Genomic DNA, 21,963 nt, shown 5'->3' with positions numbered 1-21,963 from the left:
ATCTTTTTCCTTTCAACCCTTCATTATTATAAACTATTCAGGCTATTTTTCAAGCTATTCTGCCGAAATTCCCAGAATTTCTCGAATTTCCTCCACAGAGAGACTGGATTTGGCTTCTGCTCCGTCCAGAATAGTCGAAACCAGATTGCGCTTGCTCTCCTGCAACTCCTGTATCTTCTCTTCAATCGTGCCTCGTGTAATCATCCGATAGACTTCGACATTGCGCTCCTGACCGATACGGTGGGCACGGCCTATGGCCTGGGCTTCAACCGCTGGATTCCACCAGAGGTCAACCAAGATAACTGTGTCAGCACCAGTCAGATTGAGACCGACACCTCCAGCCTTGAGGGAGATCAGAAAGGCTGAACGCTGGCCGTCATTGAAGGCAGTTGTCATGTCCTGACGCTCCTTGGCTGGAGTAGAGCCTGTAATCTTAAAGGACTCCATGCCCATCTTGTCCAGCTCACTCTCGATAATATCCAGCATACCACGAAATTGTGAAAATATGAGGACACGACGATTACCATCTTGTATCTGTTCAAGTAATTCCCGCAAACTTTCCAGCTTACCGCTCTCGCCCTCGTAATCTTCCATAAACAGCTTCGGAGTATCACAGATCTGACGGAGGCGCATAAGACCTGACAGAATCTCTATCTTGCTGCGGTTGATTTCATCTTCTGTCGCATGGATAATTCTGTCCTGCATTTGTTTGAGCAGAGCCAGATAAATAGTCTTCTGGCTATCTGCCAATTCATTGCGATAAGCTACTTCAATCAAATCTGGCAATTCCTGCAGCACATCTTCTTTCTTGCGCCGCATGACAAATGGTTTGATATAACGGGCGACTTTCTCAGCCGGCAGTTTTAAAAATTCTTTTTTGCTCGGCAAAAGTCCTGGCATGACAATCTGGAAAATAGACCAAAGTTCTCCCAGATTATTCTCAATCGGCGTCCCAGAAAGGGCATAAGTATGCTCCACTTCAAAATCCCGCAAATACTGGGCAATCTTGGTCTGGTCATTCTTCATGACCTGAGCCTCATCCAAAATCAGATACTGGAAGTGGTTGTCCTTGTATTCTTCCACATCCTGCCTGAAGGAAGCATAGCTGGTAATGGTAATCTGATGCTTCTCCGCAATCAGCTCATCACGAACATTTTTCAGACCATACACCACCGCCACATCCAAATGCGGAGCAAATTTAGCAAACTCATCGCTCCAGTTGTAAATCAGGCTGGATGGCGCCAAGATTAAGACTTTCTTAGAGTCATCTATACGCGAACTCAGAAAAGAAATTGTCTGCAGGGTTTTCCCTAGTCCCATATCGTCAGCCAAGATGCCACCGAAGCCATACTTATCCAGCATGGATAGCCACTTGACACCCGTCTCTTGGTAATCCCGAAGGTCAGCCTTGACTTGTAGCTCAGGAAGAGGGAATTCCTCTGGGTGAGTCAGGTCAAAGGCCAGCTGCTGTACATCTTTTGAAAACTGTACCCTATCCTTGCCCTTAAAAAACTCTGCCAGTTGATAAGCTGCCAGACTGCTGGTCTGAATGAAGCCATTTTTAGTCCGCTTACTCCGCAGCTGCTGCAAAGTCCGACTCATCTCCTTGGTCTCTTCATCAAAAATTAAAACTTTCCCAGTTTTACTGATAAAATAATCTTTCTCCAAAAATAAAGAATTTAGTGCAGAATCTATCTCAGACTGCTCAATACCCGCAAAATCAAAACTAATATCTAAAAGACCACCATTAAGTTGAACTGAAACATCTGGCTTTGTAGAAGCTCCTATCTCCTGCAATTGATCAGATAACCAAACCTTACCCAATTTTCTAAATGACGGAATAACTTCAGAAAAGAAATGATAAATCTCCTCCGATTTCAGAGGTAACCGTCGACTGACAAAATTGTCAGAAAAACCATTAGATAGCATCGTTTTAAAAATGTCTTGCTCATGATTAAAATCACTAGCATAAGGTAATTTTTCTAGTTCTTCTCTACTCCTTATCTTTCTATCCTCAAATTCAAAAAGGAGTGTTAAAACGATTTCCCGATTTTCCGCTATGTCAAAACTAAAGTGAGGCGTAAATTCGTGTATCATTAGTGATTTCGGTGCTACAACTCGACCTACTTCACTAAACATGGACAAACTGCTTGCTAGTTTAGCTTTATCAGCCCCATCAAACTGCAAATGCTTTTCCCCGTCTTGGGCTATAGGTAAATCTCTTAATGCTTTTATTAAAATGATTTGTTTATGATTTAATTGGTAAAGGGTATTGCCAGATAAAATATACTGACCATCATATAACATTTTATAGTTCTTTTCTGAAACCGTTAATTCAAAGTAATCGGCATTTTCTTCAACCTTAAACTGATAAATCCCAGCATCCTCATGAAAATCCTGAAACATAACTTCTCTATAACTATAGAAGCCACATTCCAACTGGAATGAAGTGAGATTCATTAATAGATTGACGCCTTCTTCAAATAGACTTGCAGGAAAAAATAAATTACGTCCTGTATTTGGAAAAATTAAATTGGATTCTTTTCCTTGGCAATCCTTTACTAACCCCTGTAAAAAAATGAGGAGTTCCTGACTAGCCTCATCAAATTCTTCAAAGCTAATTGATTCATAATAGCTTTTTCCAATTTGATAATATCCTTTTTTTACCATGGTCCTCAAAAAAGATAAAATATCTCGAATGACATAAGAACGTTCATCTGGCAAACGCGAAATTCTCAGAGTCCAAAGAATATGTCCAAGGTAATCATCTTCTTGACCAAAAGCAGATAATTCATATCGAATATCCTCTTTAGATTTTTCAGAAAAGATTTTATCTAGAAATAAACTTCCGAAAGATACTAATTTTTTTGTTTCCTGCTGTGAAGTTTCTTTTTTCTCCATATTTTCCAAAAAAGTCTTACCATCTATATCATTTTTTAGAAAATATTCTAAACCAGCTAAATGAGCACAGTATTTTTTCTTTTTAAAAAAATCGCAGGAACAAAAAATAGCATCATCATTTAAACTATACCGTAAATTTTGTTCATCAATCCGAGTGTATAAAAAAGAATCCTTGGCTTCTATAATTTCAATTTTTCCAGCTTCGGCTAAGTTTATTCCTTCTGTCCGAATCTTTCCAGGAATTAATTTTGCCATAATTACCACCTTACATTTATCTCACCATTATACCATACTTTCGACATAAAAAAAGAAAAGCAAGCTCTTATGCTTACTTTCATTTTTGCATATAAACGTATGTTTGTCAAATTGCTGTTTTACAACTCTACTTCCGCTTCCTTGCAATCAAGTGAATCGGGGTTCCTTCAAAAATAAAGGCCTTGCGGATTTGATTTTCCAAGAAACGCAGGTAAGAGAAATGCATGAGTTCTTCTTCGTTGACAAAGATGACAAAAGTTGGCGGTTTGGTCGCTACCTGAGTCGCATAAAAAATCTTGAGACGCTTGCCCTTGTCAGTCGGTGTCGGATTAATCGCGATAGCATCCATGATAACATCATTGAGGACCGCAGAGGGAATACGGGTATTCTGACTCTGACTGATTTGCTTAATCATGTCCGGCAGCTTATGGAGACGCTGCTTGGTCAGGGCAGAGACAAAGATAATTGGCGCATAAGACAAATACTGGAACTGGTCTCGGATATCTTCTTCCCAGTCTTTCATGGTATGGTTATCTTTTTCTAGCGTATCCCACTTATTGACGACGATGATCATTCCTTTTCCAGCTTCATGGGCAAAGCCAGCGATTCGCTTGTCGTACTCACGAATTCCTTCTTCGGCATTCAGCACCATCAGAACGACATCTGAGCGATCAATGGCCCGCATGGCCCGCATGACAGAGTATTTTTCCGTATTTTCATAGACCTTGCCTGACTTGCGCATACCAGCCGTGTCGATCATGGTAAATTCCTGACCTTCACTGTCTGTAAAGACCGTATCAATAGCGTCACGCGTTGTACCAGCCACTGGACTAGCAATGACTCGGTCTTCCCCCAAGATGGCATTGATCAAGCTAGACTTGCCGACATTAGGACGGCCAATCAAGCTAAACTTAATCATATCAGGATTTTCAGCCACTTCTTCATTTGGCAGATTTTCAACGATCGCATCAAGAACATCCCCTGTACCAATCCCGTGGACTGAGGAAACCGGGAATGGATCACCCAAGCCCAACGCATAGAAATCAAAAATCTCATTGCGCATTTCGGGATTGTCCACCTTGTTGACCGCTAAAATAATCGGCTTATGAGTCTTATAGAGCATGCGAGCCACATACTCGTCCGCATCCGTAATACCTTCCTTGCCAGACACGACAAAAACGATGACATCCGCTTCGTCCATAGCGATCTCAGCCTGGTGTTTGATTTGCTCCATAAAAGGCGCGTCAACATCGTCAATTCCGCCCGTATCAATAATACTAAACTTACGGTTGAGCCAGTTTGCGGTCGCATAGATTCGGTCGCGGGTCACCCCTTCAACATCTTCCACAATGGAAATCCGCTCACCGGCAATCCGATTGAAGAGCGTTGATTTGCCGACATTAGGACGGCCGACAATGGCAATAGTTGGTAAGGCCATGTTTTTCCTCTTTCATTCTTTAGGACAGAGCCAAACTCCGCCCTATTTTTCTAATTTCTTTTCTTTGAACAGTTGGTTGATAGCTTGATTAGGCTCCTGACCAAATTGGGCAGCTAGGCGCTGACTCCAGGTTTCCTTAGCTCGCTCGCCGGCATATTCAGTCTGAACGCGGTCATAGGCTTGAATAACTGAATCATCCTGTTCACGATATTCTTCCTCAAAGACTACTGCTTCATAAGGCAGACGTGGCTTAACTGCATGGTTCTGGTTGGGAGTTCCCAGAGCAATCCCAAAGACTGGATAAGTGTAGTCCGGCAACTTGAAAAGCTCTGCTATTTGACTAGCAGCATAACGAACCAGTCCAATGATTACTCCGCCATAACCCAAACTTTCAGCTGCTAAGAGAGTATTTTGACCCGCTAAAGCAGCATCTACTGAGCTAATCAGGAGATTCTCCGGCCCCTTAGGATAAAAGTCTTCCGTATGCATGTGAACGCCTTTTTGGGCACGATTGAGGTCTCCAACAAAAAGCAGGAAGGCTGAAGACTGCCGAATGGCTTCTTGGGGCACCAAGTCAAAGAGGGCTTCTTTTTTCTCTTTGCTTCGTACCACAATGATAGAATAGGACTGGAAATTCTTCCAGCTGGACGCTGCTCGCCCAGCATCAATGATGGCACGTAATTCCTTATCCGAAATCTGCTCCTCCGTAAAGCGGCGAACAGACGTATGAGCATTCATCAAGTTAATTGTTTCATTCATCGGCGGTTCTCTCCTTCTAGGCGTACCTCCTGAGCCAGAAATTTAATCCGCTCCATAACTCGCTTGGCCTGCCAAGTCTCATCGCCATTCTTAGAGCTGGCAAAGTGACGCTCTAAATCCGAAAAACTAAAGTTAGAAGTAAAGAAAGTTGGCAGATTTTCCTGCATACGGTGCTGGAGAATGACCTGCAAAATCTCATCGCGCATCCAGGGGCTAGACTGCTCTGCACCGATATCGTCCAAAATCAGCACTTGAGCCGTCTTGACCTGGTCAATCTTCTCCTTGACCAAGCCGGAACTGATCGCATTCTTAACATCCAAAACAAAGCTTGGATAGTGAAGCAGTGTCGTTGAAACACTGCGTTTTTCTGACAAATCATGCGCCAGAGCAGCCATCATGTAGCTTTTTCCGACACCAAAATCGCCGTAGAGATAAACAGCCTTCTGATAATGTGGAAACTCAGCAACGAAGTTGGTCAACAGTTCAAAAGCCTTGTAGCGACCAACATCATCCAGATCCACCTGTGCCAGACTGGCCTCCTTGAGACTGGCTGGTAGGCTGATAAGATTGAGACGGCTTCTAATGGCCTCCTGTCTCTCCTGCTCAATCAACTCTGGCGTCTCTTCATAGGCAACATCCGCATAGCCTTCATTCTTCACCAAGATTGGCTTATAACCCTTGGCAATATAGGTCTCATCCCCCAGCAAAAAGCGGTTGCGCTCCGTAATATACTGGTTAAACTTGGAGACACTGCGCTGAATCTCAGCTTGGGTCAGCTTTTCCTGCTGGATAAAGGCTGCCACATCTGGGTCCGCCATGATTTGCTTGACCAGCTCCTGATAGTCAAACTGCCGCACCCTATTCATATGAGGCATATTCTGTCCTATTTTCTCCATTTATTCGCCTCCTCCTTCAAGTTTGGCTAAGAGCCGACGTTTCTGCTCTTCTAGCTCGGCCTGCTTCTCTGCACTCGTTTCGTTTTTATAATTTGGCTGACTCCAGTCAGGTACGTTGCTCTTGGTAGAGCCTTGTCCAGATTTAGCTGGACGGTTCTGGGACTGCTGGTTGCGCTCACGGATTTTCAAGACAGCTTCCTCAGCTGTCGTCACCTTTTGATAAGAAAAATCATTGGCTACCTTGAGGGCATACTTTTCATTGAGATTGGCTGAATCCACCTTATTAAAGGTTAAGAGCAAGATTACGTTGATAACCTCGTCCAAAAGGCCTAATTCAGCTAAATCTAGCAAAAGCTTTCTCTCCGTCCTCGTAATAGCAGCCTGACGGGTTTTTTTGATTTCTGCCAGGAAGACCATTGGCGATGTTCGTTTCGCTTCTTGGATAATAGACTGCTCTTGCTTAGAAAACTGACCTTCTGCTGGCTTCTGAGCTAGCTTTTGCTTCATCCTCTTAGTAGAAATGACCTGAGAAACAGCAGTTTCTCTAGCCAAGACATAGGTCTCATACCAAGTCCACTTTTTCTGCTCAGCAATTGCAAACAATTCTAACAAATCTTCCTTTTCATTGGCAAAGCGAAGATTGTCCTGAGCCATCCGTTGCTTGAAATACTCCAAGTCAAAATCATTGGCCTTTCGCACTGCCCTTGGCTGCTCAGCTTCCATACCAAACACCTGCATAAAAGGCTTAACCAATTTCTCTCCACTAGGATTTTTTGGTCGCAGGGCATCTGCAGCAGCTTCGCCGATTTTCTTTTCCAAGAGTCGGCTGTACACATTATGGCTGAAAAATTCCTCCGCCGTTAAGGTCGGGTGGAGTTGAATAAGATAAAGGTCATCTGTTTGATAAAGGTCAACTAGCTTAATCGCCGCTAAACGCTCAAAACTTTCTTCCAAAATATTAAGTCCAAAATCTAAATGATTGAGAATCTGACTGAAGAGGTGCTGCTTTTGTCCATTATCCCCAAAAGACAGCAGATAAAGATAAAGTGTTACCGCTTCTCTCCCCAGAATCGGCAGATAGAGCTTGGTCAAGATAGCAATATCTGGGCTGACTGCATTATTACGCAAGAAAGAAAACTGATGGTTTGGTTTCATTTATTTGTCCTTTTTCTTCTTGGACCCCTTGGTAATCTGCTTGAGCAAGCTTTCAAGTTCCCCCACATCCTTGAAACTCCGGTAAACACTGGCGAAACGAACGTAGGTGATTTCATCCAGCTCGGCCAGTTCATCCATGACTAAGGATCCAATATATTCACTATTGATTTCATTGTCGCTCTGACTGCGGACTTTTTGCTCGATTCGGTTGACAATCTCCTCTATTTCGTCACTAGATACTGGCCGTTTTTGAGCGGAGCGAATAATACCGTTAAAAATCTTATCCCGAGAAAATTGCTCGCGTGTCCCGTCCTTTTTGACAACCACTAGGGTTCTCTCTTCGACGCGCTCGTAGGTCGTGAAACGGTGCTGACATTCCTCACACTCACGGCGGCGGCGGATCGTATTCCCATCTTCTGCCTGTCTGCTATCAACTACACTTGATTTATTCCCACCACATTTCGGACAACGCATACCATTTCCTCCTAGAATCCTAATACTTCATTATAACACGTTTTCAAGAATAACAAAAGACAGCCGTTTGGAGGGTAATATTTCACCATTTTGCCCTAAAAATATGTTTATCAAAAAGAAAAAGAGAGGCAATCTGTTGTATTCACAGTCTTGCCTCATCTTTTTACCATTATAAAGTCACTTGCACTTCTAAACCAAAGTGGTCACTGACAACAGGGGTTTCTTTCCCGTCAAAGACGACAGCGGAACGCTCAACGTCCATCCCTTGGCTAGTGAAAACATAATCTATCTTCAGAGCGTGCTTATTGTCATCCCAGCCTGCAATAGTACCTTCTACTGTCGCCTCTCCGATAGCTTCTCTCGCAACGGCATGACTATCCTGCAGCTTCAGCGGACTGGCTAAGATAGTCTGGTAGCCTTGCTGGCCGACTGGATTGTTGAAATCGCCCATGAGGACCAGAGGAGTTTTAACCTTGAGAAGCTCTGCTTCAAGCTTAGCCCATTCCCCCTGGAAGCCTTTGTCCCACCAAGACAGATGGCAGGAGGCAATTGTTAGCAATTGACCTTCTACCTCAGTCTCAGCTAGCAAGACCTTGCGGGTATGGTAATCCCTAGGATCATTAGCCTCTGATACCAGAACTTCTCTAGGAGCTAGTGGTTTTCTGGATAGGATTGCCACTCCTTCGTTGTAAATATCAAACCCAATATGATTATAGGCCCAGGACCAATGATAGTCCAGTCCTGCCTCAGCCAACTTTTCTACCAGACATAGAGCAAAGTTGTCTTGATGAATCGCAATCGCTCCTTCAACCGCCTGATAGAAAGGAGCCTGAACAACCTGTTCAGACTCCGTTAGTTGATTGACTTCCTGCAGGCAAATGACATCATATTTTTCTTGAAGAATGCGTTCTGCAAGCTGATTAAGCTTAGTTGCTTGCTCTTCTTCCATCCAACTATGAGTATTTAATGTCAGGAATTTTGCCATGATTTCTCTTTTCTATATTACAATTCAACCTTAGCAACAACTGTCTTAGCAGATGCTTGACCAAGTTTTTCTACTGTTACAGACTTGATAGCTGCTGCATTTGTGAAGACTACGATTGTTGAAGTTTCACGTCCTGCTTCCTTGATCGCTTCCAAGTCAGCCGTGACTAGGAGATCTCCAGCTGCAACTTTTTGACCTTCTGAAACATGAACTTCGAAAGGTTTACCTTCAAGGCTAACAGTTTCCAAACCAATATGTACCAAGACTTCTAAGCCGTTATCTGTCACAAGACCGATAGCGTGCTTGCTAGGGAAGACGCTAGTTACTGTACCAGCAACTGGTGAATAAATCTTACCATTTTCAGGCTCAACTGCAAATCCGTCACCCATCATTTTTTGTGAGAATACTGGATCTTTAACATTTACCAAGTCAATGACTTGACCGTCCGCAACAGTTTCAACTTCCTCAGTCACACCTTTGTAAGTAACTTCGGCAGCTGCTGATTCTGCTTTTTGGCTAGGAAGTGTTTCAGGAATCACTTCACCAGAATCCAACAAGTCTTGAATATCAGATTTGAGAACGTCAGCTTTTGGTCCGTAGATAGCTTGAACGCCTTGACCTTTCATAACTAAGCCCATAGCGCCTTCAGCTTTCCACTGTTCTTCTGTTCCAACTTTTTCAGCATCTTTGACAGTCACACGCAGACGAGTCATACATGCATCTACATCTACAATATTAGCGCGACCACCCAGAAGATTGATAACATTTACTGCTTGAGAAGCTTCAGCAACTTTACCGCCAGTTGACTCTGATGAAGAAGCTTCATCTGAACCATCTGCTGTTTCATAGTTACCGTTACGTCCTGGAGTTGCATAGTTGAACTTCTTGATCATGAAGTTAGAAATGAGGTACATCACAACACCAAATAGGATAGTTACCCAAATGAAGTTGATGATATCCATTCCCAAGCCAGCATTGATGGCCATAGGAGTACGGGTCAAGAATTCGATAGAACCGAATGAGTGCACACGAAGGTTAACGATGTCAGCCATTGCAAACGCAGCACCTTGTACAAATGCATAGATGATATACAGCGGTGTTGCAACGAACATGAACATGTACTCGATTGGCTCAGTAACCCCTGTCAAGAAGGTTGCCAAAGCAGTCGCAATCATCATACCTTTGTATTTGTGCTTCTTGTCAGCATCCACATTGTGATAGATAGCCGCCGCTACCCCCATAAGGATACCGAATGAACCAATCATCTGACCAACCTTGAATCGAGCTGGATGAACTGTATCAAGCAAGTGTTGGTAAGTAGAAGGATCAGCTGATTTCGTACCAACCAAGTCAGTTACCCAAGCCAACCATAGAGGGTCTTGACCAGCTACAGTTGTTCCCGCACCAGAACCAGTAATAACGTGATAAACACCGCCTAGTTCTGTGTAGTTCATTGGAATGGTCAACATGTGGTGCAAACCAAACGGAAGCAAGAGACGTTCCAGAGTACCATAGATGAATGGTGCCAAAACTGGTGCAGTATCTTGTGAGTTAGCAATCCAAATACCAAAGCTGTTGATACCTGATTGAACAACTGGCCATACGAATGACAAAACAATTGCTACGATTACTGAGCGCAAGATAACAACGAAAGGTACAAAACGCTTACCATTGAAGAATGACAAGGCATCCGGTAATTTACGGAAATTATAGTATTTGTTATAAGCTGTCGCTCCAACAAAACCAGCGATAATTCCGACAAAGACACCCATGTTCAGAGCTGGTGACTCCAGAACGCTGATGAAATAATCTGAAACCTTAATAGATGCGCCAAACATTGTTTTAACTACAGCAGCCTTATCTGAGAGCATATCGCTGGTAACACCAAACATAACACCAGTGATACGGTTAATCAGGATAAAGGACAGACCTGCTGCGAAGGCACCGCCTGCGCGTTCTTTTGCCCAGCTTCCACCAATAGCCAAAGCAAAGAGGATATGCAGGTTACCGATAACCCCCCAACCAATCTGCTCTAAGACACCGCCGATAGTGACTAAAACACCTAGATTTGGATTAATCATCGGGATCGATTTACCGATACTAATCATCAGTCCTGCTGCCGGCATAACAGCAACGACCACCATCAAAGCTTTACCGAATTTTTGCCAAAATTCAAAGCTAAAAATGTTCTTGAATGAATCTTTCATCATTCAGACCTCCTTATATTTTTTGCAAACAAGTCCGTTTTTGTGAAATCGTTTGCATGTCGATACTTCTATTATAGCACGATTTTTTATTTTGTAAAGGCTTTTATAAAAATATTTTCTCTTTTTTTGCATTCCAAAGGCTAAAATCCCTTTTTACGAGACATATTTTTGCTATATTTCAACGAAAACGATTGCATAGAATAATCAGAAAGTCCGCATTATTTCTCCTATCAATACTGTAACAAGCGCAAAAAACTCCGTCTCCCTAAGGAGAACAGAGTTTTGAATTTTTATTCTTGCATGGCATAACCAACACCGCGAACGGTTCTGATATAGCTTGGCTGCCCTTCCACATCAATTTTACTGCGCAGATAACGAATATAAACATCTACAACGTTGGTCTCCGTTGCACTCTCGTACTTCCAGACACGCTCCAGCAGCTGCTCACGGCTCATGACCTTATTGCTGCCCATAAGGGTCACCAACAGATCGTACTCCCGCCGCGTCAGTGCGATAACTTCCTCACCACGGTAAACCGTGTGATTTTTAATATCCACTCGCAGATTCCTATAAGAGGTCGGAATTTTCAAGAGGCTGCAGTGCTGGTCGATAAAGTCACGCCCGCGGAAAATGACAGAGACACGCTCCACTAAGTCACTGATAATGAAAGGCTTGACTACGTATGAAACGGCAAAATGCTGGATTGCTTCCTGCTGCTCTGCAATCTCTTCGCGACTAGCCAGGACGATAATGACGGACGCTGGCTTAATCAAACTCAGCTGCTGAGCAAAGTCGCTGGCAGTCATATCCTGAAGATTATAGTTGAGCAGAAGCAAGTCATAATCGGCATCTTTAGCCAGAGCTAGCCCCTCTTGACCAGTCTCAGCTAAATCTACAAGAAAGCTTTCCTTTTGCAGTTCCAAACTCACAAATCGGGCAAGATTTTTTTCATTTTCTACTAGTAAAATTCGCTTTGCCATAGGCCTATCCTATTTTTCGTCGTACCAAGAATAGTGGTAAGTACCTTCTTTGTCTTTACGGTTATATGTATGAGCACCAAAGTAATCACGCTGCGCCTGAATCAGATTAGCTGGCAGATTTTCCGCACGATAGCTATCAAAGTAAGCAATGGCACTAGAGAAGGTTGGCACCGGTACTCCTGCTTGCACAGCCAAGCTGACAACATCACGAACTGCCTGCTGATACTTAGCCGTAATGTCCATGAAGTACTCATCCAAGAGTAGGTTTGCTAGGTCAGCATCACGGCCATAAGCATCTGTAATCTTTTGCAAGAAACGGGCACGGATAATACATCCAGCACGCCAGATAGAAGCAATTTCACCAAACGGCAGATTCCAGTTGTTTTCCTTAGAAGCTACACGCAATTGAGCAAAACCTTGAGCATATGACATGATTTTTGAGAAGTAAAGAGCTTGGCGGATCTTTTCAATCAACTCTGCCTTGTCTCCTTCAAAGGTGAAAGCAGCTGGTTTTGGCAATACCTTGCTGGCAGCCACACGCTCATCTTTGTATGTAGAAATGTAACGTGCAAAGACTGACTCTGTAATCAATGGCAGTGGCACACCTAAATCCAGTGAAGATTGACTGGTCCACTTACCAGTTCCCTTATTGCCAGCCGCGTCCAGAATATAGTCAACGATTGGACCGGCTTGACCTTCATCGTCCTTGCGTGTCAAGATATCCGCTGTAATCTCAATCAGATAGCTGTCTAGCTCGCCTTTATTCCACTCTGTGAAGATGTCAGCCATTTCACTAGCTGAAAGGCCCAGCAAGTGCTGCATAAGGTCATAACTCTCAGCGATAAGCTGCATATCTCCATATTCAATCCCGTTATGAACCATTTTCACATAGTGACCTGCGCCATCAGGACCGATATAGGTCACACACGGTGCACCGTCTTCAGGAGCTTTGGCAGAGATTTCTTCCAAGACATCGGCTACCAACTCATATGCTTCTTTTTGACCACCCGGCATGATAGATGGCCCTTCCAATGCGCCCTTTTCACCACCAGAAACACCTGTACCGATGAAGTTGATACCAGAGTTAGCCAACTCTTCATTACGGCGAATGGTATCTTTGTAGAAAGTATTCCCACCGTCAATCAGGATATCACCCTTATCCAAGTGAGGAAGTAAGGCCTGAATAGTCGCATCTGTACCAGGACCAGCTTGAACCATCAGCATAATCCGGCGTGGCTTTTCGATAGAGTTGACAAAAGACTCCACATCATAGCTTGGCACAAAATTTTTCTCCGGATGAGAGGCAATGACGTCCTCTGTCTTGTTTGCTGAGCGGTTATAGATGGCAACAGTATAGCCACGAGATTCGATATTTAGGGCAAGGTTACGGCCCATAACAGCCATACCAACAACACCAAAATTTGCTTTAGTCATTATGTTCTCCTATAGTTTGTTTGTCTTATTTTATCATTTTTAAGACTTAAAATAAAGTATTAAGTCGGAGGCGGATGAAAGAGGGAGGGATAGAAAAACCAAGTACAGATGTAACTGAACTTGGTTGTGGAGATTTTAGTAAAGTAGAGTATTTCATATTAGTTTCCAAAGCCCCAGCTGGGATATCCTCTGGCTAAACATTGTGAATATCATGACCACCAAATAGGTATCAGGATGTTTTAACTGATAAGCCTGACGTGTATACTAATAAACTAATTGATTTACACCATTAGGAACTAGTTAGTCTATTCAAATATCAGCTCAATTCCCCCAACATCTGAGAAGAAAGCTGCAATGTTGTACTTCTCAGAGCGGTTCGAACTTACAGAATTTGTCATGTAGTAACCTGCTTTCTAGAAATGTTAGTTATATTAGTAGTATTTTGATAATTTGCAAATAATTGTATTTTATCTTTTTATTGGATATAAAAATATCTATTTGTACCCATATTTTTACTTGCTCCTATGGATTTATCAACAATTTCCTATCTTTATTAATTTCCTATACAATTATGTACTTTCATCATCAATGTTTATTATTGATTATTCTTTTTGGTCTTGACCTTACCAATGCTTTCACTCGTTCTGATAGATGTATCAATAATTTTCTCTCTTCGTTAATTTCCTCTTCTACAATTTGTATACTTTTATCATCAATATTTGATATCACATATCCTTTTACATCATTAAATTCTTCTTTAGAATGAGCTAATGAGTTCCGTTTATCTATCATTCGCATCCAATCATCCAATAATGATTTGTTGAGGGTTTTATCACGTTTACTAAGATGATTATTTTTAAAATCTCCGTAGAGAGATTTATAATTTCTAGAATCTGCCAAGTCAACCTTTAATATTTTTTTTAATTCATATTCTATCTCAGCATTTTCACTCATATACTCTCCTCTAAGAGCATTTAGTTCATCCCATTTTGATAGACTAATTTCAATGGCTTTCTGAAATTCACGTTTAATTACTTCATCACTAGGAGAGGATAAGTTGATAATCATAGTATTATTTAATAATCCTAGATTATCTTCCTTATTAATTTTTGTTATTACTGTCTCCTTTATCTCATCATAATTTTTTGAATAAAGAATAAAAAATTGCTTATAGTTTTCTCGACTTCTTACATCACTTAAAAAGTCAATACCATTATCAATACCATTCGCATATTCTTCTCCTAAATTAAAATCGGATATAAAAAAATCGATTCTTTTAGAACTATCATCCAAAACTTTTCTGGCATCTCCAATGCTTTCACATAAATGACAATTATCTATTAATAATTGATAACCTTTATCTTCTATAGCTTGTTTTACTATTTTTAAATAGTCGTGAAAAGCATCTTCCATCTCATCTTCTAACCAAATAATACTAATATCTCTACGCATTTTCTAATTATCACCTAATTCAATTATAAAGCTTGTTTCTTCCGTATTTGAAACCACTTTAATTTCCCATTTAAATTTTTTACAAGTTTGTCTAATTATGTACATCCCAACTCCTGTTCCATTTTCTTTAGTAGTAAATCCTAATCTAAAAATATCGTCCTTATTTACTATTTCAGAAGATAATGGCTTATTAGAAGTTATAACTAATCTATTTTCTTCATCTATGAATTTAAATATAATTTTGTCTGCTAGTTGATCCATAGCATTTATAATAAAATTATCTAGTATCATGCCTAAATCAAAAATATGTACTCTGGAAGTATGAGGATTATTTGAAAAATCAATTATAATCTCTAAATTTTTATAAGACAGACTGTTTAAGTAACTCTTTATATAACTTTTGACATTAATGTATTTCCTTCCTTTTACTTCAGAAGTATTTAATTTGAGAATTTGGTTTTTTATTGTAAATAATTTTCCAGAAGATTTTTTTAGACTAACAACATACTCGCTCACTCGTTCAAAATCATCTGTCGATTTAAAATCTGCAACAATTTTTTTATTTACTGAATCTATGTTTTTATACACTCCAGTTAATTCATGAGCCAGCAAATTTTGTTGCGCAGAATTATTACTTCCAATTAAAACATCCTTTCTTTTACTTTCCTCCTCTGCTATGTCTCTAGCTATTTCTGCTTCTTTTTGTTTTGTCTCCGCCAATTTTCTAGCTAACTCAGCCTCCTGATGTTGCTGTTCTGCAATTCTTTTATTTTCTTCTGCTTGCTTCCTTTTTTCCTCTGCAAGTTGCTCTTTTCTTTCTAATTCCTCTTTTTCTTCTTGTCGAATTTTTTCCACTTCTTTGCGAACTACACCACCAATATTAACACGTTCACTTATCAACTTATTAACAATTGGTTTTAGCAGTTCAATCAATAAAGTTATCCTTTCATCATTTCCTGATAATCCTTCACGATTTGAAGTTGAAATATCCTCCAAATAATCATTGTCTAAAATATCAAATGAGATTTCCCCTTCTATATAATTACTAAATGCTTGAGTATTATTTAACTGTGGAATAAAATTTGATACTGCCAATTTATCTCTAACATAAAGTCTTAGCTGATTAGCCTTATAAACAGAATTCCTTATAAATCTATTATTGGGATCATTTTTTGTATTTTCAGATGCTTCCACCATATTAATTGTACTGTGGATTCCTATCCAACCAGTTAATTCATAATTAAATTCCTTTGCATCTCCTTGTAAAGTTATAAATTTTCTTTTTCCTTTTAAATTTATTTTAGTAATATCTGATGGATTTAATTTTTTTACCTTACGTAATTTGTTGGATACTTGCTCTAAATCTGCATTTATTTTCACTGAGTCATTTAACAATTTGTTTTCAACGATACCTTCAGAAGTTTGAAAAAAAGCATACAAATTTTTAAATCCAATTACTTTAGAAACTTTTGAAAATTCTATCTTCTGTTTTGCTTTAGTCTTGTACGCCACTTCGATAACTGCACCAATATTGTTTAACAAGTAATAATTAGCCAAATTCATCTTTAAAGAATCTAGCTTTCCCTCTGCAAATCCAGCTAAATTAACTCCAACCGATTTTATCAAAGTCCCCGACTCAAACGAATCCCAAACACTTCTATTTTCAATAGATACATCATTAATGTCAACACGAATTAATTCAGGAATATCGCTATCAGATGCATTTGTAGAGTCTAACATCCAAGCTGTTTCAGTTCCTCCCTTCTTAGAAACTATATAATATTTTTTTGACAAAAATAACGTCGCTAATTTTCCTATACCTTTTCTTCCCTTTGTCTTCTCAGAGAATTCCTCGTTTGATATACGTCTATTTCTACCAATCAAGGCGTATTTAGTAGATAAATCTTCATAGCTCATTCCACTGCCATTATCTAAAATCTCTAATATCGAATTCTCTTTATCGATAGATTCTATATAGAGCTTGACATTTGTTGCGCCAGCATCTAAACCATTAGCTATTAATTCAGATATTGCGGTCCATTTATTAGTATACATTTGCTTTCCTAACAAGTTTAAAGCAAAATAAGAGAAGTTAAATGGGATACTGTTAGTTTCTATCATAATTAAACGCCTTTATAATTTATTTTCCTCGAAAAATTTTTTTATTCTATTAGCTAAATGAATACTTAAAATTGGAGGAACAGCATTCCCAATTTGAGTATTGATAGCTTGCAATCCACCTACAAATTTATAATTATCTGGAAAAGATTGAATTCTTGCACCTTCTCTAGCCGTCAAAGCTCTGTTTTGTTCAGGGTGAATGCAACGAAGAGAGGACGGTGTTGACAAATTATTTGTAATGGTAGTAGAAGGTTTATCCCACCACAATCTACCGTAAGTATTATTATAGCCAGAAGTCAGGTATAAATCTTTATCTAAAATACCATCTTCTACCATCCTATTAATATCGTTTTTCCCTTGCCCCTCTCCAAGAGCTCTCATTATTTTTTGTAATCTCTCACCATGATTTCGACTAACATGATTAAGTAGCTCGGTTTGATTTCCTCTTAATAAAGCTTGGTACTCTGTTCTTGGTTCACATATATAATTATTTTTTTGTTCATTATTTCCTAATATAGGTAAATCACTAATTGCGTCTCTTAATGTAATTTCATTATTTAGGGTGGTTTCTTCTGGGAATGTCCACTCGAACTTAATTTTTAAATCCTTTCTTATTCCTATCAAAAAGACACGTTCTCTGTTTTGAGGAACACCAAAATCTTTTGCATTAATTAATTTAGTATAAACGTCATAGCCACTGGCCTCACCAAAGCTTGATAAATCATTAAAACTTTCTTTTACATTTCTAATGATTGGGCCGTTCTGTTCATTTTTCATAGTTAAAAGTCCATAAACATTTTCAAAAACAAACATCTTAGGTTGGATAAAAGAAAGTATCCTTCGATATTCTCTATACATTTTAGCTCTTTTATCATATTGTCTCTTACCAACCGTACTAAATGACTGACAAGGTGGTCCACCAATAACTAAATCAACTCTTTTTGAACTGATTCCTTTGGATTTTAAAAAATGTTTATCTATATTAGCAATATCTTCCTCAATCATAGTAACTCTAGGATAATTTTGTCTGAAAGCTTCTGCTGCATCATGATTGAATTCATTTGCAAATCTAATGTTAAAGTCATTTCTGGAAACAAATTTATTATTTTTAATTGTATTCTGAAAACCAAAAGTCAATCCTCCAGCACCAGAAAATAAGTCTACAACTTCTATCATTTCTTACCTTTGTTCAAAAAATATTCTCATTTTTCATTATACCAAAAACCTCAGCAAATTGATAAGATTTATAGCTTATTTCACCAACTTCCTCATCTCCTCAATACGTGCTACGGTCGCATCGTATTTAGCTTGATAGTCGGCTTGTTTGTCGCGTTCTTTTTGGACGACTTCTGGTTTGGCGTTGGCTACGAAGCGCTCGTTAGAGAGTTTCTTGCCGACCATATCCAGCTCTTTCTGCCACTTGGCTAGTTCTTTTTCGAGACGAGCCAGTTCTTCCTCGATATTGAGGAGGTCAGCAAGCGGCAGGTAGATTTCTGCTCCTGTAATGATACTAGACATGACCAGCTCTGGCACGGCAAGGTCTGCTGCGATTTCCAAATGCTCAGGATTGGTGAAGCGCTTGATGTAGTTGACATTATCCTTGAAGAAGGTTTCCAGCGCACTGTCTGTCGTCTTAATCAAGATGGTAATCGGCTTGCTTGGCGCCACATTGACCTCAGCTCTGCTATTGCGAACCGAACGGATCAGATCCTTGAGGGCTTCCACGCTAGCTGCTGCCTCGGCATTTTCAAACTCTGGACGAACCACTGGATAAGCCGCTGTCACAATGGTGCCTTCTGAGATTTGTCCAAAGATTTCCTCTGTCACGAATGGCATGATTGGGTGGAGCAGGCGCAGGATTTGGTCCAGCGTGTAGAGGAGTACAGAGCGAGTGATGACTTTCTCGTCGTCATTGTCGCTGTAAAGCACTTCCTTAGTCAGCTCCACATACCAGTCGGCAAATTCATCCCAAATGAAGTTGTAGAGAATGTGTCCAGCTACACCAAACTCAAACTTATCGAAGTTCTCAGTGACCTTGCCAATGGTTTCGTTGAGGTTGTGGAGAATCCAGCGGTCGGTGACATTACCAGCTTGACCAGCCGCCACCTGAGCGACATGCTCACGCGCCGCATCCAGCGTCAAACCTTCATTGTTCATGAGGATATAACGGGAAATGTTCCAGATTTTGTTAATGAAGTTCCAAGAAGCATCCATCTTTTCATAGCTGAAGCGCACATCTTGTCCAGGGGCAGAGCCGTTTGACAGGAACCAACGCAGGGCATCGGCACCGTATTTGTCAATGACATCCATCGGGTCAATCCCATTGCCCAGTGACTTGGACATCTTGCGACCTTCCTCATCCCGAATGAGACCGTGGATGAGCACGTTTTGGAATGGCTGACGACCAGTGAATTCTAAAGATTGGAAGATCATACGAGACACCCAGAAGAAGATGATGTCGTAACCTGTTACTAGGGTTGATGTTGGGAAGTAACGCTTGAAGTCTTCTGAGTCGACATCTGGCCAGCCCATGGTTGAGAATGGCCAAAGGGCTGAACTGAACCAAGTATCCAAGACGTCTTCGTCCTGAGTCCATCCGTCACCTTCTGGAGCTTCTTCACCGACATACATTTCACCCTCAGCATTGTACCAAGCAGGGATTTGGTGACCCCACCAGAGTTGACGGGAAATTACCCAGTCGTGGACATTTTCCATCCATTGGAGGAAGGTATCGTTGAAGCGTGGCGGGTAAAATTCTACCTTATCCTCTGTGTCTTGGTTAGCAATAGCATTCTTAGCCAGCTGATCCATCTTTACGAACCACTGAGTAGACAGACGCGGCTCAACCATAACGCCAGTCCGCTCTGAGTGACCAACACTGTGGATACGTTTTTCGATTTTGACAAGGGCGCCGATTTCTTCCAACTTAGCCACGACTGCCTTACGAGCTTCGAAACGGTCCATGCCTGCATATTCGAAGGCCAAGTCATTCATAGTTCCGTCATCGTTCATGACGTTAACTTGTGGCAAGTTGTGGCGTTGACCGACCAAGAAGTCGTTTGGATCGTGGGCAGGCGTGATTTTCACGACACCTGTACCAAACTCAGGGTCAGCGTGTTCATCCGCAACGATTGGGATTAATTTATTGGCAATCGGCAGAATAACGTTTTGACCAATCAAGTCCTTGTAGCGTGGATCTTCTGGATTGACCGCAACGGCCACATCTCCAAACATCGTCTCAGGACGAGTGGTCGCTACTTCAAGGGCGCGTGAGCCATCCTCCAGCATATAGTTCATGTGGTAGAAAGCACCTTCCACGTCCTTATGGATGACCTCGATATCAGACAGGGCTGTGCGAGCTGCTGGATCCCAGTTGATGATAAACTCACCACGGTAGATCCAGCCTTTCTTGTAAAGCTCGACAAAGACCTTGCGGACAGCTTTCGACAGACCTTCATCTAGCGTAAAGCGCTCGCGAGAGTAGTCTACAGAGAGACCCATCTTGCCCCATTGTTCCTTGATAGTTGTCGCATATTCGTCTTTCCATTCCCAGACTTTATCTAGGAATTTCTCACGACCAAGGTCATAGCGGGAAATGCCTTGCTCCCGCAAGCGCTCCTCGACCTTAGCCTGAGTCGCAATCCCAGCGTGGTCCATCCCTGGCAGCCAAAGCGTGTCAAAACCTTGCATGCGTTTCTGACGGATGATAATATCCTGCAAAGTCGTGTCCCAAGCGTGACCAAGGTGGAGTTTACCAGTCACGTTTGGCGGTGGAATCACAATCGAATAAGGCTTGGCCTTTTGATTGCCTGAAGGCTTGAAAACATCAGCATCAAGCCATTTTTGGTAACGACCAGCCTCAACCTCGGCTGGATTGTATTTAGGTGATAATTGTTTTGACATTAATTATTCTCCTTTATTAATTTATCTAATTTTTTCTGTAATCTATCACGTCTTTTTTTAGATTTTTCAATGTCTTTAGATTTTTTTAATTTCTTTACTCTGTCTATTTCCTCTTCAAGTTCATAAATTTTATTGTAGAGCTCAAATTCTTCACTCTCATAAGAAGACTCATTCTTATTTAGTATCTTTATTTTTGATACATATTGAGAATCTAAATTATAAATTTGATACAACACATACACCTCTGATGAAATAACAATAACTATAAATAATATAGGTAGTATACTTAAAATTAGACTCAACTTAATTATTTTATAAAAATTTAATAGTAAAACAACTAAGTGTATTGAATAAATATATGGTAATAGAAAAACAAAAATAAAGGCAATAAAGAAAGCAAATTGTGACTTTCGTGAATCTAAATTTAAACCTGATAATAATTTTAGTGTAAGCTTCTGTAATAGTAACAAGATCAAAGAAATAAATGCAAAGTATGTATTTTTTTCGTTATTTACCTGACCAGCCCAAACCAACATTACACTATTTAATACTATTAAAATCCACCTTAAAGCATTCCATATAATATTATTTTGATCGATGCCAACTTCATCCTTCGAACGTTCCCAATCGAATTTTAATAGTAATACTAGATATTGGACAATTCTTTGGATTCTATTTTCAGAAAAATCAAAATCTTCCAATTCATCCCATATATGTCCATCAGCCATATAATAATCTTTACCGTACTTATAGTTCCTACGGAAACCATATGGATTAAGCTGTGTCTTCAATTGATTGACTGCATTTTTTTTCTTATCTAAGTCTGACCCTAAGAGTTTGACAATGATTTTTCTTATGCCTTTTCTCCATTCTGACCTCTCTTTCGTGATATAGTCTAACTGATTTCTTTTAGTAGACTTAATAAAAGAAAAGATGGTGCTAACTATCGTACCTATTCCAAAGGCTGCTATTAATTTGATAATTTCATCTGTTTTCACTAACT

Annotated in this window: 15 protein-coding genes; all 15 read right to left on the bottom strand. The window is 40.4% G+C overall.

Annotation, left to right across the window (positions count from 1 at the left end):
• Positions 1-54: 54 nt before the first annotated feature.
• Positions 55-3,156, bottom strand: coding sequence for a DEAD/DEAH box helicase (locus O3620_RS04635; protein ID WP_002918436.1), 3,102 nt, complete (start codon positions 3,154-3,156; stop codon positions 55-57).
• A gap of 127 nt (positions 3,157-3,283) precedes the next feature.
• Positions 3,284-4,594, bottom strand: coding sequence for a ribosome biogenesis GTPase Der (gene der, locus O3620_RS04630; RefSeq protein WP_002918434.1), 1,311 nt, complete (start codon positions 4,592-4,594; stop codon positions 3,284-3,286).
• Positions 4,595-4,636: 42 nt separating this feature from the next.
• Positions 4,637-5,353, bottom strand: a complete 717-nt coding sequence (locus O3620_RS04625; RefSeq protein WP_002918432.1) for an NADPH-dependent oxidoreductase — start codon at positions 5,351-5,353, stop codon at positions 4,637-4,639.
• Positions 5,350-6,249, bottom strand: a complete 900-nt coding sequence (gene dnaI, locus O3620_RS04620) for a primosomal protein DnaI (protein WP_002918429.1) — start codon at positions 6,247-6,249, stop codon at positions 5,350-5,352. Before dnaI ends, O3620_RS04625 begins: the two co-directional genes overlap by 4 nt.
• The gene (locus tag O3620_RS04615) at positions 6,250-7,404 is read right to left on the bottom strand and encodes a DnaD domain protein (RefSeq protein ID WP_002918427.1); all 1,155 of its coding nucleotides are present in this window, start codon (positions 7,402-7,404) and stop codon (positions 6,250-6,252) included.
• A complete protein-coding gene (gene nrdR, locus O3620_RS04610; RefSeq protein WP_002894570.1) occupies positions 7,405-7,878 on the bottom strand; it encodes a transcriptional regulator NrdR in 474 nt (157 codons plus the stop codon).
• Positions 7,879-8,047: 169 nt separating this feature from the next.
• Positions 8,048-8,863 carry an endonuclease/exonuclease/phosphatase family protein gene (locus tag O3620_RS04605; RefSeq protein WP_371601483.1) on the bottom strand — a complete coding sequence of 272 codons (816 nt, stop codon included), beginning with the start codon at positions 8,861-8,863 and terminating at the stop codon, positions 8,048-8,050.
• A gap of 17 nt (positions 8,864-8,880) precedes the next feature.
• Positions 8,881-11,073, bottom strand: coding sequence for a PTS transporter subunit IIBC (locus O3620_RS04600; protein ID WP_002903254.1), 2,193 nt, complete (start codon positions 11,071-11,073; stop codon positions 8,881-8,883).
• Positions 11,074-11,360: 287 nt separating this feature from the next.
• A complete protein-coding gene (locus tag O3620_RS04595) occupies positions 11,361-12,050 on the bottom strand; it encodes a response regulator transcription factor (protein WP_002903255.1) in 690 nt (229 codons plus the stop codon).
• Positions 12,051-12,059: 9 nt separating this feature from the next.
• Positions 12,060-13,484 (bottom strand): NADP-dependent phosphogluconate dehydrogenase, encoded by a 1,425-nt coding sequence (gndA, locus tag O3620_RS04590; protein WP_002894560.1) that lies wholly within the window; start codon positions 13,482-13,484, stop codon positions 12,060-12,062.
• A gap of 585 nt (positions 13,485-14,069) precedes the next feature.
• Positions 14,070-14,936: a hypothetical protein gene (locus O3620_RS04585; protein ID WP_002918418.1), complete on the bottom strand. Its 867-nt coding sequence runs from the start codon at positions 14,934-14,936 to the stop codon at positions 14,070-14,072.
• A gap of 3 nt (positions 14,937-14,939) precedes the next feature.
• The gene (locus O3620_RS04580; RefSeq protein WP_223310709.1) at positions 14,940-16,991 is read right to left on the bottom strand and encodes an ATP-binding protein; all 2,052 of its coding nucleotides are present in this window, start codon (positions 16,989-16,991) and stop codon (positions 14,940-14,942) included.
• A 78-nt stretch (positions 16,992-17,069) separates the two neighbouring features.
• Positions 17,070-18,233 (bottom strand): DNA cytosine methyltransferase, encoded by a 1,164-nt coding sequence (locus O3620_RS04575; RefSeq protein WP_002918412.1) that lies wholly within the window; start codon positions 18,231-18,233, stop codon positions 17,070-17,072.
• A gap of 75 nt (positions 18,234-18,308) precedes the next feature.
• Entirely contained in the window at positions 18,309-20,960 is a 2,652-nt protein-coding gene (locus O3620_RS04570; protein WP_371601482.1) for a valine--tRNA ligase, read from the bottom strand.
• Complete coding sequence (locus O3620_RS04565; protein ID WP_002918410.1) at positions 20,960-21,958, bottom strand: hypothetical protein; 999 nt, start codon at positions 21,956-21,958, stop codon at positions 20,960-20,962. The genes O3620_RS04570 and O3620_RS04565 overlap by 1 nt, the downstream gene beginning before the upstream one ends.
• Positions 21,959-21,963 lie beyond the last annotated feature (5 nt).

This window comes from Streptococcus sp. 27098_8_134, assembly GCF_041431675.1.
In the GTDB taxonomy this organism is placed as follows: domain Bacteria; phylum Bacillota; class Bacilli; order Lactobacillales; family Streptococcaceae; genus Streptococcus; species Streptococcus sanguinis_R.
The sequence above is the reverse complement of the archived record's forward strand: the minus strand, read 5'-3'. Positions and strand labels throughout refer to the sequence as shown.